Below are 18,450 nucleotides of genomic sequence, written 5' to 3'. Positions count from 1 at the left end.
AAAATTAATACTATTTTTAGTTTTAAAGAGGTATAGCGGTAGAATGCTTTACCTCTTTTATAGTAAATGAGCTTTGAGTACTTCCAATATGATTCATAGTCGTTAATTTATTGACCATAAAATGTCTGTAAGCCTCCATATCTTTAACATGAATTTTCAATAGATAATCATAATCACCACTTAAATGGTGACATTCTACCACCTCTTGCAAACGCATGACCTGTGCTTCAAATTGCGCAATATTATCCTTAACATGCTGCACTAACTTCACGTGACAAAATACCGTAAAGTTCCTATTTACAATAGCTTTGTCAACTAACGCCACGTAACTTCTTATTGCCCCTTCCCGTTCCAATCTTTTTATACGTTCATAAATGGCAGTGGTGGAAAGCCCTAATTTTAAGGCATACTCTTTAGTTGTCTTCTTACTATCTTCCTGTAGTAATTCCAATAGCTTGTTATCAATTTGGTCAAGTTTCATAATGAATATAATTCTGTCTGGTTGTTACAAATTAAACAATAATAGAATAAAAATCTAATTTCACATAAATAATAGTATCATATTCTAAAAATTTACGTCACTGTTGACAAATTTACACTTAAAGGGTAGTTTTACAGAAAACAACAACCCATGAGTCACAAAAGCAGCAATGATTTACAAGATTTACAATACTTTGGAGAATACGGTGGCGTAAATCCGTCCATATCAGATTCATCTACATATACTTTCATATCGGCAAAGACGATGTTCGATACTTTTGAAGGAAACACAGAAGGCTGCTATCTATATAGTAGGCATTCCTCCCCTTCAAACTTATATTTAGGTGAAGCCCTTGCAGCTTTAGAAGGTACAGAAAGCGCCAATGTAACCGCCAGTGGCATGGGGGCTATTACAGCTGTAATTCTACAAATATGTAGTGCGGGCGACCACGTAATAAGTAGTAGAACAATTTACGGTGGCACATATGCTTTCATGAAAAACTTTCTGGTAAAGTTTGGGATAGAAACTAGCTTTTTAGACATTACGGATTTAGATGCCGTGGAAAACGCTATTAGACCAAATACTAAATTGGTATACTGTGAGAGCGTAAGCAACCCGCTTTTAGAAGTAGCGGACATTTCGGCATTGTCACGAATAGCAAAGAAGAACAAACTACAATTAGCTGTTGACAATACCTTCTCGCCTTTAACCATTACCCCGGCAAAATTGGGTGCAGATATCGTCATACACAGTTTAACCAAATTTATAAATGGTACTAGCGATTGTGTTGCAGGGGTCGTTTGCGGCACCACCGAATTTTGTTTAGGACTTAAAGATGTAAATAATGGTGCGGGTATGTTATTAGGTAGTACATTAGATAGTTTAAGAGCTTCTTCAATTCTAAAAAACATGCGCACACTGCATATACGCATGAAAAAACACAGTGAAAATGCCCAGTTCTTGGCTGAAAATTTTGAAAGGGACGGACTTAGAATAGTTTATCCAGGACTCTCATCTCACCCAGGTCATTTGATTATGGAAGATCAAATGAATCCGGAATATGGTTACGGCGGCTTAATTACAATGGACGTTGGCAGTTTAGAAAATGCCAATGCATTGATGGAATTAATGCAAGAAAGAAAATTGGGTTACTTAGCCGTAAGTTTAGGTTTCTACAAAACCTTGTTCAGTGCCCCAGGTAGCTCAACGTCTTCTGAAATTCCTATGGAAGAACAACAAGAAATGGGATTGGGCAATGGCCTAATTAGATTTTCCATTGGACTTGACGATGACATAGAACGAACCTATGAATTAATGAAAAAGTGCCTCTTTGATCTTAATATTCTGGATATCAAAAGCATAAAAGTCTAAACTCTATTTTGCATGTTGGGTTTGCACATCCGTAACAGAAATCGTAATATTACGAAATAACCAAACTTCATTTTAATGATTGACCAAAACACTAATGAACATAGGGAAAATGAGCATATTGTTGACAATAAAGAATTAAGCATTTTTGCAGCTTTAGTTCCTGTAATTGCCCTAGTTGCCATGTTGGCTTACAATGTTTATGTGTTTGGTGATGATGCGCTCAGCGGATCAAATCAGTTTATTTTATTGCTAGGTGGCGCAGTGGCCGCAATAGTTGGTTTTTTGAACAAGGTATCTTACAAGCAAATGATTGCCGAGGTTGAAGAGAACATAAAATCTACCACGGGAGCGTTACTAATACTTTTAATGGTAGGTGCTCTAGCAGGTACTTGGCTAGTTAGTGGCATAATTCCGGCCATGATCTACTACGGACTTCAAATACTTAATCCTACCATATTTTTAGCGGCTTGTGTGATTATTTGTGCCATTATATCCGTAGCAACAGGTAGTAGCTGGACCACTTCTGCAACCGTAGGTATTGCCTTAATAGGTATTGGTGAAGCACTGGGTATTTCTTTGGGAATGACCGCAGGAGCAGTTTTATCCGGAGCATATTTTGGTGATAAATTATCTCCCCTGAGCGACACCACAAATTTAGCACCTGCAATGGCCGGTGGAGAATTGTTCTCGCATATAAAGTATATGCTATGGACTACGGTACCAACTATTTCCGTTACGCTAATTGTATTTTTAATTATTGGGTTTAGCCTTAATACAAGTGGAGAAGCTGATGTAGACGCCATTTTAGCATCTATAGATTCCTCCTTTAATATCAACGGATGGTTATTTTTAGTACCCATTGCCGTTATTGCGCTAATAGTAAAAAAAACACCTCCATTGGCGGCATTACTTATAGGTACTTTATTAGCGGCTATTTTTGCATTGATCTTTCAACCGAATATTGTTGCCGGCATCACAGGAGCATCAGAACTAAATTTTGAATCAGGTTATCAGGGAATCTTAAAAGCCATTACGGTAAGTACCGATATACCCACCGATAATAAAGCCTTAAGCGATTTATTTTCCTCTAAAGGTATGACCGGTATGCTAGGCACCATTTGGCTTATCATCTGTGCTATGTTTTTTGGTGGCATTATGGATGGTATTGGAGCTTTGGCAAGAATTACAAAATCATTGTTGAGCATGGCTAAATCTACTTTTGGACTATTCTTTAGCACTGGAATTAGCTGTATTGTTTTAAACGGTACCGCATCTGACCAATACTTGGCAATTGTAGTACCGGGCAAGATGTTCTCAAAAGCATTTAAGGACAAAGGCTTGGCTCCTGAAAATTTGAGTAGAACTCTTGAGGATACTGGTACGGTAACATCTGTTTTAATTCCGTATAACACCTGTGGCGCTTACCATAGTGGTGTTTTGGGTGTTGGCGTGGCAGAGTACTTTGTTTATGCCATTTTTAACTGGTTAAGTCCTATAATGACCTTCATCTTTGCAGGCTTTAACATTAAAATAAAAAAGTTGGCCACGGGCAAAGCCTAAAATTAAAATTCATCACTTTTTAGCATAATAAGCCAACAATTGTCAATGTGATAAATTAAGGGCCTTAATTTTACGTCTTCGACACTAAAAACACCTGTATTGCTTCGCTATTCAAAATAGTTATTCTACTATTGAAAAATCTAATTTAGAAAGACACTTTACCCTCTTACAAGTCTTAATTTTGCTTTATAATTAATTATAAAACGAAAACATATTATGGCATTTGTAGGAAAGAAATTCCCAAATATTAGTGTTAACGCAATGAACGACATGGGCGATACTTTTAAACTTAATGTTTTAGAAGAAGCTCAAAAAAATAATAAAAAAGTAGTTCTATTCTGGTATCCAAAAGATTTCACTTTTGTTTGCCCAACGGAATTACACGCATTCCAAGCTGCCATTGGTGAGTTCGAAAAAAGAAACACACTTGTAATAGGTGCATCTTGTGATACTCCAGAAGTACACTTTGCTTGGTTGAGCACAGACAAGGATAACGGTGGTATTGAAGGTGTAACATATCCAATTTTAGCGGATAGTAACCGTAACCTATCTAGCGTTTTAGGAATATTGGATATCCAAAACGAAGTTTACGACGAAGAAACTGAAACCGTTCAGGTTGAAGGTGACAATGTTACTTACAGAGCAACATATATCATTGATGAAGAAGGTGTTGTACAACACGAAAGTATCAACAATATGCCTTTAGGTAGAAATGTTGGTGAGTATTTACGTTTGGTAGATGCTTTAACCCATGTACAGGAAAAAGGTGAAGTTTGCCCTGCAAACTGGGAAGAAGGTAAAGAGGCAATGTCTGCAAATAGAGACGGAGTTGCTAGCTACCTTTCTGCTCATGCAAACTAAATAGAATGTTTAATGTACATGAAGTGAAATACTTCATGTACATTTTATTAACCATTAAAAAGCTTTAGTTATGTTATTAGAATTAGAACAAGATAATTTACAGGAAATCATTGAAAACAACCCTAACGTTGTTGTTCAATACTCTGCCACGTGGTGCGGTAACTGTAGAATTATGAAGCCTAAATTTAAAAAAGAAGCTTCGCAGAACGAAAATATCACTTTTGTATTGGCAGATGCCGAAAAGTTTCCAGAATCAAGAAAATTAGCTGACGTAAGCAACTTACCAACTTTTGCTTCATTTGAGTCAGGTAAATTAAAAAACCAGGTTCAGACCAATAAGTATGACCTATTAAAAGAACTGATCGGTGAGATTACCCATAATTAAATTATTGACGGAGTTCATTGAAGAGAAGGATAGTGACTATGTTCTAGAGACCATTGAAACTCTAGAAGCACTTACAGAGTTGCCTTCGCTAAAAGATGAAGAACTTGATGTCATTGGAGAACTTATTTCAAATATGTACGGTGCCATTGAAGTTTCCAATAGTATAGAAGCTGGCACTCCAAAAAAAGATGCTATGAATCAGTTTATGAAACGGGTCTTAGGCTCCATAGACCAATAATAGCTTTTAAATTTATAAAGTCCCTTCAAAATTGAAGGGACTTTTTTTTGTCCTATTCCCGCTCGTTTCATCTTTATATTTTATAATTTCACATTCTCAATCATAAAAAGATAAAAGTTATGGCTTCGGTTACATTAAAAGGAAATGAAATACACACTATAGGAACTTTACCAAATAATGGCAGCAAAGCTCCGGAATTTGAATTAACTAAAAACGACTTATCTAGCGTAAAACTTTCTGACTATGAAGGTTCAAGGGTAGTTCTAAATATTTTTCCGAGTGTTGACACAGGTACTTGTGCACAATCCGTTCGCCAGTTCAACCAAGAAGCTGCAGAGTTGGATAACACCATAGTACTATGTATTTCTAAGGACTTACCATTTGCTCAGGCAAGATTTTGCGGTGCAGAAGGTATTGAAAATGTTGAAATGCTTTCAGATTTTAAAGATGGTAATTTTGGAAAAGGTTACAACGTAGCATTTTCAGACGGGCCTTTAGCTCCTTTATTATCAAGAGCCGTAGTGGTTGTTGACGAAAAAGGTAATGTTATTTATACTGAGCAGGTAGCTGAAACTACTGAAGAGCCAAATTACAAAGCGGCATTAGAGGCGTTGATGAACTAATAACAAAAATCTCATGCCAAAAGAATCCTTTTTGGTCAATCGTATTAAAAGTGTTGGTTTCGCCTTTAAAGGTGCCATACTTTTAATACGAACCGAAGCAAGTATTAAAATTCAGGTATTCATTGCTATAGTTATGACAGCCGCTGGTTTTTATTTCGACATTTCAAGTACGGAATGGATACTTCAAATATTTGCAATAGCCATTGTTTTAGGTATTGAAGGCATGAATACGGCCGTAGAAAAAATTGCTGACTACATTCAACCAGAATTTGATGTAAAAATCGGATTCATAAAAGATATATCTGCGGGTGCCGTAATGTTAGTTTCTATAGCATCAGCCATTATTGGTCTTATTATATACGTACCAAAGATTCTTTAGGCAAGTCTATAGTTCACCATAGCTCAACGTAAATTTGTAATTTAGCACCAGAATTAAGTTTTAATGGCAAAAAAGGCATCTAAATCAAAGCCAAAACCTACTAAAAAACGATCACCGTTTAAGTTATCCAAACAGAATAAAATCATTTTGGGTAGTTTGCTCATGCTATTTAGCATTGCGCTGTTTTTCTCTTTTATATCGTTTTACTTTAACTGGCAAGATGACCAAAGCCTATTGTCCGAGTTTAAGGACAGGAATGAACTTGCAAAAAATTTACTGAATAAATTTGGCGCTAGTATCAGTCATTTTTTCATGTATAAAGGATTTGGAGTTGCTTCACTTATATTCCCTTTTTTAATATGTATTAGTGGAATCTACCTATTCTTAGGTCTACCATCTAAGGCGCTCATTAAGAAATGGATTTGGGGTTTACTTTTTGTCATCTGGATTTCAATTGCCCTTGGGTTCTTTGCAACTACAAGTCCATTATTAGGCGGCTTAGTCGGTTTTGAAATGAACGATTTCCTTCAAGATTACGCAGGTAAAATTGGTGTTTTATTATTATTGGTCTTTGGTCTTATTTTTATTCTCGTTCGTTTGTTTGAAGTTACTCCCGAAGGAATTTCAGCTTTCTTTAAATCAAGAAAAGAAGCCATAACTACAGAGTTTAAAGCAAACCAAGAACGTAAGGCAAACAAAAAGAAATCTTTAGAAGAGGAAGAAGAATTGCTAACTACCTCTCTTGAAGAAGAAGCTCCAGTGGTTGTTGACACCTATACTCATAAAACAGAAATTCCCCATTTAGAAAAAGAGGAAGATAATTTAAGTGATTTTGAAATAACCGCACCAGAACCTGAGGAAACTTTGGCTATGGAAGTTGAGCAAGTTATTGAAGAGCCAGAAGAAATAGATGTACTGGCCAATAAGTTAGTTGACGATTTTGGTGAGTTTGATCCTACTCTTGAATTAGGAAATTATAAATTTCCACACATTGACCTTTTAGACCAACATGGTACAACTGGGGGTATTACCATAAATCAGGAAGAATTAGAGGAGAACAAGAATAGAATTGTTGAAACTCTCAAAAATTATAAAATTGGTATTGCCCAAATTAAGGCAACCATTGGCCCTACGGTAACCTTATATGAAATTGTACCGGAAGCTGGTGTAAGAATCAGTAAGATCAAGAATCTAGAAGATGATATTGCATTATCATTGGCTGCACTCGGTATACGTATAATTGCCCCTATTCCGGGTAAAGGCACCATTGGTATTGAGGTTCCTAATAAAAATTCTACCATAGTCTCCATGCGATCGGTAATTGCATCAAGCAAATTTCAAAAAGCCGAAATGGAACTGCCTATTGCTTTTGGTAAAACCATTAGTAATGAAACCTTTGTAGTAGATTTAGCAAAAATGCCACACTTACTAATGGCAGGTGCTACAGGTCAAGGTAAATCTGTTGGATTAAATGCGGTTTTAACCTCGTTATTGTATAAAAGGCATCCTGCAGAGGTTAAATTTATTTTAGTAGACCCTAAAAAAGTAGAGCTTACCCTTTACAACAAAATTGAACGTCATTTCTTGGCCAAACTTCCAGATTCGGAAGAAGCTATTATTACTGACAACACCAAAGTAATTCATACCCTGAACTCGCTTTGTATTGAAATGGATAATAGGTATGAGTTACTGAAATTGGCCATGGTTCGTAACTTAAAAGAGTACAACACCAAGTTTAAGGCCAGAAAACTTAACCCGAATGATGGACATAAGTTCTTGCCTTATATCGTATTGGTTATTGATGAGTTCGCAGATTTAATTATGACCGCAGGTAAAGAGGTTGAAACACCGGTAGCCAGATTAGCTCAATTGGCAAGGGCTATTGGTATACATTTGATCATTGCAACACAAAGACCATCGGTTAACGTTATTACTGGTATTATCAAAGCCAATTTCCCGGCTAGGTTAGCCTTTAGGGTAACTTCAAAAATAGATTCAAGAACCATTTTAGATACAGCAGGTGCCGATCAATTAATTGGTAGAGGTGACATGTTGTTTACGCAAGGTAATGATGTCACACGTATTCAATGTGCTTTTGTAGACACGCCGGAAGTTGCTAAAATAGTAGAGTTTATTGGTAGTCAACGCGCCTACCCCGATGCGCATGAGCTTCCCGAATATGTGGGTGAAGATTCTGGCACGAGTCTTGATAATAACGTGTCGGAAAGGGATTCTAAGTTCCGTGAAGCTGCTGAAGTCATTGTAATTGCCCAGCAGGGATCTGCGTCTTTAATTCAAAGAAAGTTAAAACTTGGCTATAATAGAGCCGGTAGAATCATTGATCAATTGGAGGCAGCAGGAATTGTAGGTCCGTTTGAAGGCAGCAAAGCAAGACAAGTTTATGTGTCTGATATGGTGGCCCTTCAACAAATATTGGATAACGAATAATATTAAAGAAAGAGATGAAAAAAATTATTATTGTATTAACGGTTATATTATCTACGGCATTTGCAAATGCGCAAAATTCTGATAAGGCAAAAGCTTTACTAGATGAAGTGTATAACAAAGTACAAGGTTACGACAACATTTTTGTTGACTTTAAATTCGATTTAAAGAATGCAGAAGCAGGCATTAATCAAGAAACAAGAGGCGACGTTACACTTGCCGGCAATAAATACATGTTCAATTACCTTGGATCACAACAGATTTTTGATGGTAATAAAGTGTATACTATTGTTCCTGAAAACGAAGAAGTAACCATAGAAGATAAATCTGACGATGAAAATGCCATGACACCTTCTAAAATGTTGACATTCTACAAGGAAGGACATAACTATGCATGGGACATTTTACAGAATATACAAGGTAGAAAAATTCAATATGTTAAGTTAACACCTATTGACTCTGACACCGAGATCAAATCTAGATTATTGGGTATTGATATGGGCACTAAGCATATCTACAAATTAATTGAGACAGGTAAAAACGGTACCAAGACTACGATCACTGTTAATTCTTTTAAAACAGATCAAGATTTGTCCAAAACCTTATTTACTTTTGACGAAGCCAAGTATAAAGATGAAGGCTATTTCATTATAAGAAATTAGAACTATTGAGAATACTAGACCGATATATCCTATCAAGGTTCGTCTTTAATTTTGTCAGTTCGTTTGTAATATTGATGTTCATCTTCATATTTCAAACGATTTGGCTTTTTATTGATGATTTAGCCGGTAAAGGTCTAGACATTGTTATTATAGGTAAGTTTCTATTTTACCTAATGCCTGATCTTACAGAAAAGGTTCTACCATTAACAGTACTGTTATCATCTATTTTAACATTTGGTTCAATTGCCGAAAATTATGAGTTCGCTGCCATGAAAGCCTCAGGTATTTCACTGCAACGATCCATGTTAAGCTTAATCATTTTTGTCACAGTTTTAGGGGGAGTAACCTTTTTCTTTGCCAATAATGTGATTCCTCTTTCGCAACGAAAAATATACAATCTACGTAGAAATATTGCTAAGGTAAAACCAGCCGCAGTTGTAGCAGAAGGTGTTTTTAGTGATTTTGAAGGTATGAATATTAAGGTTGATGAAAAATACGGTGAAAATGACCGGTTTTTAAAGAACGTCATTATTCATACAAAATCTGCAAATAACGTCAACACCAGAGTTATTAAGTCTAAAACCGGCGAATTGATCAGTAGCGAAGACTCTGATATTATTCAGCTAGTATTAAAAGACGGGCATCTATATGAAGACGTACAGACCAAGAGCAGTGAAAATAAAATGAAATTCCCTTTTGCTCAAGCAGATTTTGATACGTACACTATGAATATTGAAATTCCTGAGATCAATAACGATGACCTTGAGGAAGAAAGAGATATCAGTACCGATAAAATGAAGAATATATCCCGACTAAAAAAGGATATCGATTCTTTACGAGGAGATAATTTTAGAATTGTACGCGCGTTTTCTAAAAATATTGAAGGAAGAACAGGAATGTTTACACCTTTAATGCCCAAAAACAAAGATTCTACCAAATCTGACATGGTTAGAAAAAAAGACTCCATTATAGAAAACAAAGCATTACAGGCAAAACAAAATACAGCCTTTCAAGATTCTATAACGGATAACTTTTTAGTCCTATTTCCAGATTGGCAACAAATACAGATTTTAAGCAGCGCTAAAAACGCTACTAGCAGTATTTTAGGTACCGTAAGTGGAAAGAAAGAAGAATTACAGAAGCGGTATAAAATTTACAACATGCATATACTTTCCTTACATAATAAATATGCATTGGCTTTTTCATGTATCATATTGTTCTTTGTAGGTGCCCCATTAGGCGCTATTATAAGAAAGGGTGGCTTAGGGTTACCAATGGTCATCGCCATTGTACTTTTCCTTATATATTATTTCATTGGTGTATTCGCCGGAAATTACGCAAAAGAAGGAAACATTCATCCAATGTTGGGGGCGTGGTTATCAACACTTATAATGCTTCCGTTGGGAGTGTATTTAACCAAAAGAGCTACCGAAGATAAGGGAATGATGGATTTTGGTTTCATAGCCGATTTCTTCAAAAAATTATTTAAGAAAAAAGATAAAGCTGAAGCTTAAAAATGAAAGATTTGAGTGATATTAAATTGAATAGTATTGAAGAAGCGATTGCAGACATTCGCGCCGGTAAAGTAATTATCGTTGTAGATGATGAAAATCGTGAAAATGAAGGAGATTTTTTAGCTGCAGCCGAATTAGCCACACCAGAAACGGTTAATTTTATGGCTACACATGGTAGAGGTCTAATCTGTGCACCACTTACCGAAGGTCGCTGCAAAGACTTAGGTCTACACATGATGGTAAGTACCAATACCGACCCTTTAGAAACGGCGTTTACCGTCTCCGTAGATTTAAGAGGTAAAGGAGTTACTACGGGCATATCTGCCGGTGACCGTTCAAAAACGGTTATAGCTTTGACTGAGAGCGATACCAAACCGCATGATTTAGCAAGACCAGGGCATATATTTCCATTGGTTGCCAAAGAAGGTGGTGTATTAAGAAGAACAGGACATACAGAAGCCGCTATAGACTTTGCAAGATTGGCCGGATTAAAACCTGCCGGAATTATCGTTGAGATAATGAATGAAGATGGTACTATGGCACGATTGCCAGAACTGGTAAATGTTGCCAAAAAATTCGACTTAAAAATAGTTTCCATAGAAGACCTTGTTGCTTACCGAATGGAACATGACAGTCTGATCAATAAAGAAACCGATTTCAATATTACAACCCGTTTTGGTGAGTTTAGATTAAGGGCATATAAACAAACCACCAACAATCATGTTCATATTGCACTAACAAAGGGTACATGGTCATCCGATGATAAGATTTTGACGAGAATAAACTCTACGTTGATCAATAATGATATTCTGGGAACCTTAACCCATAATCCAGATGAGCAGCTAGAACAGATGTTTCAAAAAATTAATGATGAAGGCAAAGGCGCCATAGTATTCATTAATCAAGATTCAGAATCAATGAACCTACTTTCAAGGTTAAAAGAGCTAAAAGAATTACAAAAACAAGGTGTTCAAAAAGCTCCAAAAATTGAAATGGACAATAGAGACTTTGGTATTGGAGCCCAAATACTTCATGATTTAGGTATTCATAAAATGAGATTAATGACCAATAGCACCCAAGCTAAACGTGTAGGCATTGTAGGTTACGGATTGGAAATTGTAGAGTATGTATCTTATTAAGATATAATTAGGTTAATCAAACTTTGCCAATACTTGTTTCATTGTTGCCGCACGTTCAGCCACCTGTTCGCCGGTCCAGCTTAGTTTAATGAGACATGATATCGTTCTACCTACCCAAGCATCCGATATTGAAAAATCAGAATTTGAGTAGTCAGGCAACTGATTAACAACCTCTTGAGGTAATTTACCTAAAGATCGTTTATAAGTTAAATGCTCCCATTTTTTATAGTAATGCCAATTATTATCAAACCAATAAAAACAGGCATCTACACCAGCTTCACCTAATGCCGTGTGTGCTTTTTTTGCTAATTCCGCAGTTGGTAGAAAGAACGATATAAACGAATAATTTTCTACGCCCCCAACCGGTACTCTTCTAAACTCAATATTTGGCAGAACACTAAGTTCTTCCCTTATTACTGCATAATGTTTTTCCTGTATGGCCAAGAAATCATCTAAGCGTTCTATTTGAGCACACCCTACGGCCGCATTCAATTCAGAAATTCTATAATTATAACCTAAAAAAGGATGTTCTTCAGCACCTCTATTATTTCCTACATGATCGTGACCATGATCTGAGTAATGATCCGCATTGGTTTTATATGTTACATTATTGGTGATAACGGCCCCTCCTTCACCACAGGTAATCGTTTTTACATAGTCAAAAGAAAAACAACCCAAATCACCATAACTACCCAATGGTTTTCCGTCAAAACTTCCTCCTATTGCCTGGCAAGCATCTTCTAACAACAGTAAATCATGTTTATCACAAATAGCTTTTAATGCCTTTAGATCTGCCATAGAACCACACATATGTACCGGCATCACCACCTTTGTTTTCTCGGTTATTGCATTCTCAACGGCAACCGGATCTAAGGTCAAGGTATCATCCACATCAACTAAAATAGGTACGGCCCCTATAGCCAAAATAGACTCAAAACTAGCCACAAATGTAAAAGTTGGCATAATTACCTCATCTCCCGCTCCAACACCTGCACTAGCCAAGGCAACCGTTAATGCGGCGGTACCACTACTTACCAACTGTGCATAACTTGCATTCATTCGCTTTGTCAGTGCAGCTTCCAGTTCCAAAGCCTTCCAGTGGTTGTTACGCATACCGTCAAAACCATAACGCATTAATACCCCTGAATCCAAAACATCTTGAACTTGACTTTTTTCCTTTTCCCCAAACAACTCAAAACCTGGCATGCTATCTATTTTTTATTGTACTACAAATCTTATTTAAATTATCATCAAAAGCAAAGTTTAGCTTACATCATCTTTAAAAAAATGACCATTGAAAACTATAAAAAGGAAATACTATTTAATTGCTCCCCTTAAATCCCTTATATCCAAAGGAAACCATTTGCTGAAACCCTTCATCGATTGTCTTTACCGGTAATTTACAGGTGTTATTTTGACATACATATATAAACGTATCCTCATCAATATAGCGATCCTTAAACAAAGAAATTTCACTTTCTACCTTACTGCCCACCAATATAGTATTGGCAATATAGGTCTTGCTCATTTGCGATAACAATTGTTCAGCATTCTCACCAACTATTACAATTTCATAAAAAGGATATGCTTGCTGCAAAAGCAAAGAGCCCCAGGCACCATAACTAATGGCATGGTTCTCAAAATCTGAAGTTACCAATGCACCCATGGTTTCTGCTTTTTGCAAATAGTCGGTGTTATACTCCAAATGACCAATTTTTAGAAAGTTCTGAGCCATTATGGCATTGGCAGAAGGCACAACACCATCTGAAGTATTAATGATACTAGGAACCAAGTCATTAGCTATATTATAGTAATATAATACCGAATTGCTTTTGTATTTCTGTTCCGCATTTTGCATCAGCTCCTTTGAAAAATCCAAATACTTGGTTTCCATTGTCACTTCAAATAAAGAAAATGCACTCTTTGCTAGAAACGCGAAATCCTCTAAAAACACTTCTCGCTGCTTACTATCTTTCGTATAAGAATGTACCAATTGCCCATTGGTATAATTATTAGCTGTGAGATAATTAAAAACGGAAATAGCCTCGTTTAAATAATTATCATCGCCAAATGCCTTATAAGCTTCTAAATAACCATCAATTAAAAGAGCATTCCATGAGGTCAATATTTTATAATCCTTTTTTGGCTTTGTTCTTTTCTGTCTTGCTTGATTTAGAAGTTTCTTCCATTTTCCAAGTTTTTCATTCAGCTGTTCTTCATTTAATGTATTAGTCTGTAAAAATTCACTTTTTGAAATTTTATTGTTCAATACAAAATTCCCATCTTCCCAAACTTCACCATCTACAATTCCATAGTATTGGGCAAAGAGCTCAAAATCATTTTGAAGCAAATCTTGCAATTCATCTTTCTTCCAGATATAATACAAGCCCTCTTCCCCATCGGTATCTGCATCCATAGCGCTAAAGTAGCCCCCTTGCTCGTTTCTCATTTCGGTATGTAAAAATTTAAAGGTCTCCTCTACTGCCACTTTAAATTCTTCATTACCTGTAAGTTTATACGCCTTAGATAACAGGTTGATCAATTGTGCATTATCATATAACATTTTCTCAAAATGAGGAACTTTCCACATATGATCGGTACTGTACCTAAAAAATCCACCGTCCACATGGTCATAAATTCCACCATGCACTACACTGTTCAATGTCTTAAGCACATGATTTTTAGCATTTTCATCTTGTTCTAGCACGGCATAATCTAACAACATTATCAAGTTAGTAGGCAATATAAATTTTTGCTCCCCTTGGTTTCCTCCCCACTCATTATCCCATAAACTAGACCAGCTAGATATACCGTTTTCAATTATGTTTGGTGATATAGCATTTGCTATTTGATTTGCAGGTTGATCATACACCTCCTGAACACCTTCTGAAAGCATAGTGGCATATTCTTGCATTTTCCCCGGGTTCTTTTCATATTCGGTACTGAATTTTAGAAGAATATTTTTCCAATTCTCTTTTTCATGATAAGTACCCAAAAAAACAGGGCTCCCATTGGGCATAATAATGGCATTCATTGGCCACCCACCAGTACCATTGACCAATTGAAGGGCCGTTTGGTACACCATGTCTAAATCTGGCCGTTCTTCACGATCCACCTTAATACTCACAAACTTCTCATTCATTAATTTGGCGACCTCCAAGTCTTCAAAAGACTCCTCCTCCATAACATGACACCAATGACAAGTAGAGTACCCCACGCTTAAGACTACGAGTTTATTTTCATCTGCCGCTTTTTTAAAAGCTTCAGATGACCATGGTTTCCAATTTACAGGATTATGAGCATGTTGTAATAAATAAGGACTGGTCTCCTTTATTAGTTCATTGGTGAATTGGTGATTTTCACTCTCCGTAGTTAAATCCGTGTTTTTATTTTGATTTTTACATGCTAATAAAGCACCTGTAAAAACGAACACTAAAATCCAATTTTTAAACATCATAGATAATCAATAAGGTTCCCAAAGATATATTTAATTTATATACCACTTTACACCTGCATATTTTGAAGAATCTACCAAACCCTCATTATCAAATAAACAATAATAAATACTTTAAATAAGAATTATACAAACCACTTAATTATAAAATAACATTATCGTAAAAAATACTGCACAATATTACCGTATCCCTATTGACCACTTGCCGTTTGCTTCATAATTACTAGAGTTCGCTTCATTTGTTTTACTGCCCGTAACAGCCTCAATTTATATTTGTTGAGTGGTGTATTCCTAGAATTGAATACGCCTAAATAACAACTTAAAACTTAATTAATTATGACTAAACTCAAAATGACATTCATTGCATTTATTGCAATGTTGGGGCAATTGGCCCACTCACAAACTTCTACCGTATCTGGTTTAGTTTCTGATGAAACAGGGACTCCGCTCCCTGGAGCATCGGTTGTGGTGACGGGTACAACAAATGGCACACAAACTGATTTTGATGGTAATTTCACATTATCCAACGTACCATCTAACGGTACATTATCAATTAGTTACATTGGCTACGTTTCTCAACAAATTTCTATCAACGGGCAATCTTCCATTACTGTATCAATGGAAATAGATGCTCAAGCTTTAGATGAAGTTGTAGTCGTTGGTTATGGCGCACAAAGTAGGGCTGCAGTAACAGGAGCCATATCTAGCGTAAAATCCGAAGATTTAAATGCAGTTCCCGTTGCTAATGCCACGGAAGCCTTACAAGGTCGTGCTGCAGGTATTTCTGTTGTAAATACAGGTGCACCAGGTTCAGAGCCATCAATCACTATTAGAGGTCTGGGAACCTTTGGCAATAACTCTCCATTATTTGTTGTTGATGGTGTAATTGTAGGAAACCTATCAGGCATAAACCAAAACGACATTGAAACCATTAACGTATTAAAAGATGCGTCAACCACTGCTGTATACGGTGCACAAGGTTCTAACGGTGTTATTATCGTAACTACTAAAAAAGGAAAAAGTGGTAAAACACAATTATCTTTTAATGCACATACCGGTTTTCAGCAGAACAACCAACGTTATAATGTTCTGAATACAGAACAATATTTACAATATGCAAGTGACGCTTGGGGCATAGTACCTAATACACCTTCTTCTACATCAGGCTTAAACACCAATTGGCAAGATGAGATTTACACCACAGGTCTAATTAGAAGCTATGATATGGCTGCCTCTGGCGGTAGTGAAACAAGTAATTTTAGAATTTCAGGTGGTTATTTTGAAAGAGAAGGTATCATTATCGAAACCGGTTTTCAGAGATATTCTTTTAGAGCAAATAGCGACTTCACCTTTGGCAAACTAAAATTAGGTCAAAACATGTCGATCAATTTCAATAAGCAAAATCCTGATCCAACCGGTATTGGTGATCGTTCACTTTTAGAGCATGCAATTAAAGCTGCCCCCTATTTATCTGTTTACAACTCTAACAACTTAGGAGGTTTCCAAGGACCAAATAGTGCTGGTGACGGACAAGATGCAGAAAACCCAGTGAGAATATTAAAGCATGGTAATGCCGTTAATAACACTTTTGCATTGGTAGGCAACATTTTTGCAGCGTATGATATTATAGAAGGATTAAAGTTTAAATCGCAGGTTGGTTTAGATTATTACAAAGGAACAAGTGATAGATTTATACCTTCTTACAATGATGACAGTTTAGGTGGTACCCATCAGCAAGCTTTCGCATCTATTACCAAAAACAACTCGGCAGGACAAACTATAATTTTCACCAATAGCTTAACATACAACACTACATTTGGCGATGCCCACAATTTTGAGGCATTATTACTTTCAGAAAAATTTGAAAGTCAAGGCACCAGTTTAAATGCCAATAGTAGAAATTCTGTTTCAGATGAAATAGATGAACTTTCTAATGAAGATTCTAGTTTACAGAGTACTTCATTTGAGTATAACAGATTGGGTTTTCTAGGGAGATTAAACTACAACTACGATGACAAATACATTGCCGCAGTTTCTTTAAGACGTGATGCATCAGCCAAATTTGGGGCGAATAATCGTTGGGGATGGTTTTCCTCATATGCCTTAGGATGGAACATTGCAAAAGAGAATTTCATGGAAAACACCAATGTTAGCACCTTAAAATTAAGAGGTAGTTTAGGATACTCTGGTAATGACCGTATTGATAACTACCTATACAGTGCCACGTTGGTCAACAACTTCCTATATCCTATTGCTGGTTCCAATGCTGTTGGTACTACAGCCTTCGGACTTGAAAATCCTGATTTAAAGTGGGAAGAAACAAGACAACTTAACGTTGGTGTAGATTTAGGTTTTGCAAACGACAAGTTTACTGCAGCTCTTGAATATTATGAAAATAGAAGTGACGATCTTCTAATTAGAGTGCCTACCTCTACATCTTTGGGTATTAATGAAGGTAGTCAAGTAAGAAATGTTGGATCTGTTGAAACTACAGGTTTTGAACTGAGCTTAGGGTTCAATGACTTTGAAGGCGACTTTAAATGGTCTGCAAACTTAAACCTTTCTACAAGCTCAAACGAAGCATTATCGTTAGGTGGTGTAGATGAACTAGTTGGCGGTAATTTTGAAAACCAGAATATTACAAGAGTTGTAAAGGGCGAATCTTTATTTCACTTCTATGGTCTAGTTACAGATGGTATTTATCAAAACCAAGCTGAAGTGGACGCTGTATTTACTGCAAACCCAGATCAAACTACGGTACAGCCGGGCGATATTAGGTTTAAAGATTTAAATAACGATGGCGACATTACATCAGAAGACAGGGCAATTATTGGTGATCCATTACCAGATCTTACTTATGGTCTAAACTTAAGTGCTGATTATAAAAACTGGGATTTCAATATGTTCTGGACAGGAATTTATGGAAGAGATCTTTACAACACCAACATCTATGACCTAGAGGGTATGCCAAGGTTATTTAACTCAGGCGTAGGTGTATTGGATAGGTGGACACCGACTAACCCGTCAACAACTATTCCTAGAGCAGGCGGAGCTCCACAAAACCTACAATTATCCGATCGTTTTGTAGAAGATGGTTCTTTTTCCAGATTAAAGAACTTGACCATTGGTTATACCATACCTAGCAATGCATTTGGTAGTGAACTATTCTCAAAGTTTAGAATCTATGTAAGTGGTCAAAACTTAATAACTATAACAGACTACTCGGGCTTAGATCCAGAAGTTGGTAATGGTGATTTATTCGAGTATGGTATTGATAGAGGTGCCTATCCACAGCCTAAGACTTACTTAATAGGTTTACAAGTATCATTTTAATTGTT

The 18,450-nt window shown here is 36.4% G+C and carries 15 protein-coding genes; 12 read left to right on the top strand and 3 right to left on the bottom strand.

Features of this window, described 5'->3' with window-relative positions; genetic code table 11:
• Positions 1–22 precede the first annotated feature (22 nt).
• Positions 23–481 (bottom strand): Lrp/AsnC family transcriptional regulator, encoded by a 459-nt coding sequence (locus CSC80_RS11475; protein ID WP_058105835.1) that lies wholly within the window; start codon positions 479–481, stop codon positions 23–25.
• Between the two features lie 150 nt (positions 482–631).
• On the opposite strand from CSC80_RS11475, the gene CSC80_RS11470 reads away from it, so the two are divergent.
• The 11 genes from CSC80_RS11470 (at position 632) to ribB (ending at position 11,658) form a co-directional block, all read left to right on the top strand.
• Complete coding sequence (locus tag CSC80_RS11470; protein WP_099191951.1) at positions 632–1,852, top strand: aminotransferase class I/II-fold pyridoxal phosphate-dependent enzyme; 1,221 nt, start codon at positions 632–634, stop codon at positions 1,850–1,852.
• A 75-nt stretch (positions 1,853–1,927) separates the two neighbouring features.
• Positions 1,928–3,412 (top strand): Na+/H+ antiporter NhaC, encoded by a 1,485-nt coding sequence (gene nhaC / locus CSC80_RS11465; RefSeq protein WP_071341946.1) that lies wholly within the window; start codon positions 1,928–1,930, stop codon positions 3,410–3,412.
• 216 nt (positions 3,413–3,628) lie between these two features.
• Complete coding sequence (locus CSC80_RS11460; protein ID WP_058105832.1) at positions 3,629–4,273, top strand: peroxiredoxin; 645 nt, start codon at positions 3,629–3,631, stop codon at positions 4,271–4,273.
• 70 nt (positions 4,274–4,343) lie between these two features.
• On the top strand, positions 4,344–4,658 hold the full coding sequence (locus CSC80_RS11455) for a thioredoxin family protein (RefSeq protein WP_058105831.1): 315 nt from the start codon (positions 4,344–4,346) through the stop codon (positions 4,656–4,658).
• The gene (locus tag CSC80_RS11450; RefSeq protein WP_058105830.1) at positions 4,639–4,896 is read left to right on the top strand and encodes a hypothetical protein; all 258 of its coding nucleotides are present in this window, start codon (positions 4,639–4,641) and stop codon (positions 4,894–4,896) included. Before CSC80_RS11455 ends, CSC80_RS11450 begins: the two co-directional genes overlap by 20 nt.
• A 119-nt stretch (positions 4,897–5,015) precedes the next feature.
• Positions 5,016–5,519, top strand: coding sequence for a thiol peroxidase (gene tpx, locus CSC80_RS11445; protein ID WP_099191949.1), 504 nt, complete (start codon positions 5,016–5,018; stop codon positions 5,517–5,519).
• Between the two features lie 13 nt (positions 5,520–5,532).
• Entirely contained in the window at positions 5,533–5,898 is a 366-nt protein-coding gene (locus CSC80_RS11440; RefSeq protein ID WP_058105828.1) for a diacylglycerol kinase family protein, read from the top strand.
• A gap of 63 nt (positions 5,899–5,961) precedes the next feature.
• The gene (locus CSC80_RS11435; protein WP_074673466.1) at positions 5,962–8,346 is read left to right on the top strand and encodes a DNA translocase FtsK; all 2,385 of its coding nucleotides are present in this window, start codon (positions 5,962–5,964) and stop codon (positions 8,344–8,346) included.
• A gap of 14 nt (positions 8,347–8,360) precedes the next feature.
• A complete protein-coding gene (locus CSC80_RS11430; protein ID WP_071341943.1) occupies positions 8,361–9,005 on the top strand; it encodes an outer membrane lipoprotein carrier protein LolA in 645 nt (214 codons plus the stop codon).
• Positions 9,006–9,031: 26 nt separating this feature from the next.
• Complete coding sequence (locus tag CSC80_RS11425) at positions 9,032–10,519, top strand: LptF/LptG family permease (protein ID WP_262493617.1); 1,488 nt, start codon at positions 9,032–9,034, stop codon at positions 10,517–10,519.
• 2 nt (positions 10,520–10,521) lie between these two features.
• The gene (ribB, locus tag CSC80_RS11420; RefSeq protein WP_071341941.1) at positions 10,522–11,658 is read left to right on the top strand and encodes a 3,4-dihydroxy-2-butanone-4-phosphate synthase; all 1,137 of its coding nucleotides are present in this window, start codon (positions 10,522–10,524) and stop codon (positions 11,656–11,658) included.
• A gap of 12 nt (positions 11,659–11,670) precedes the next feature.
• Here the strand turns inward: ribB and CSC80_RS11415 are convergent, their stop codons facing one another.
• Positions 11,671–12,864 (bottom strand): DegT/DnrJ/EryC1/StrS family aminotransferase, encoded by a 1,194-nt coding sequence (locus CSC80_RS11415; protein WP_099191947.1) that lies wholly within the window; start codon positions 12,862–12,864, stop codon positions 11,671–11,673.
• A gap of 115 nt (positions 12,865–12,979) precedes the next feature.
• A complete protein-coding gene (locus CSC80_RS11410) occupies positions 12,980–15,115 on the bottom strand; it encodes a thioredoxin domain-containing protein (RefSeq protein ID WP_099191945.1) in 2,136 nt (711 codons plus the stop codon).
• Between the two features lie 333 nt (positions 15,116–15,448).
• On the opposite strand from CSC80_RS11410, the gene CSC80_RS11405 reads away from it, so the two are divergent.
• The gene (locus tag CSC80_RS11405) at positions 15,449–18,445 is read left to right on the top strand and encodes a TonB-dependent receptor (RefSeq protein WP_236973380.1); all 2,997 of its coding nucleotides are present in this window, start codon (positions 15,449–15,451) and stop codon (positions 18,443–18,445) included.
• Positions 18,446–18,450 lie beyond the last annotated feature (5 nt).

Source organism: Maribacter sp. 6B07 (assembly GCF_002700155.1).
GTDB classification, from domain to species: domain Bacteria; phylum Bacteroidota; class Bacteroidia; order Flavobacteriales; family Flavobacteriaceae; genus Maribacter; species Maribacter dokdonensis.
Note: the sequence above shows the minus strand (reverse complement) of the source record. Positions and strands in the feature narration are given on the sequence as shown.

Excerpts from the sequence above, each read along its gene's own strand:
- CSC80_RS11475 (WP_058105835.1), bottom strand. The coding sequence starts at position 481 with ATGAAACTTGACCAAATTGATAACAAGCTATTGGAATTACTACAGGAA.
- CSC80_RS11470 (WP_099191951.1), top strand. The coding sequence starts at position 632 with ATGAGTCACAAAAGCAGCAATGATTTACAAGATTTACAATACTTTGGA.
- nhaC (WP_071341946.1), top strand. The coding sequence starts at position 1,928 with ATGATTGACCAAAACACTAATGAACATAGGGAAAATGAGCATATTGTT.
- CSC80_RS11460 (WP_058105832.1), top strand. The coding sequence starts at position 3,629 with ATGGCATTTGTAGGAAAGAAATTCCCAAATATTAGTGTTAACGCAATG.
- CSC80_RS11455 (WP_058105831.1), top strand. The coding sequence starts at position 4,344 with ATGTTATTAGAATTAGAACAAGATAATTTACAGGAAATCATTGAAAAC.
- tpx (WP_099191949.1), top strand. The coding sequence starts at position 5,016 with ATGGCTTCGGTTACATTAAAAGGAAATGAAATACACACTATAGGAACT.
- CSC80_RS11440 (WP_058105828.1), top strand. The coding sequence starts at position 5,533 with ATGCCAAAAGAATCCTTTTTGGTCAATCGTATTAAAAGTGTTGGTTTC.
- CSC80_RS11435 (WP_074673466.1), top strand. The coding sequence starts at position 5,962 with ATGGCAAAAAAGGCATCTAAATCAAAGCCAAAACCTACTAAAAAACGA.
- CSC80_RS11430 (WP_071341943.1), top strand. The coding sequence starts at position 8,361 with ATGAAAAAAATTATTATTGTATTAACGGTTATATTATCTACGGCATTT.
- ribB (WP_071341941.1), top strand. The coding sequence starts at position 10,522 with ATGAAAGATTTGAGTGATATTAAATTGAATAGTATTGAAGAAGCGATT.
- CSC80_RS11415 (WP_099191947.1), bottom strand. The coding sequence starts at position 12,864 with ATGCCAGGTTTTGAGTTGTTTGGGGAAAAGGAAAAAAGTCAAGTTCAA.
- CSC80_RS11410 (WP_099191945.1), bottom strand. The coding sequence starts at position 15,115 with ATGATGTTTAAAAATTGGATTTTAGTGTTCGTTTTTACAGGTGCTTTA.
- CSC80_RS11405 (WP_236973380.1), top strand. The coding sequence starts at position 15,449 with ATGACTAAACTCAAAATGACATTCATTGCATTTATTGCAATGTTGGGG.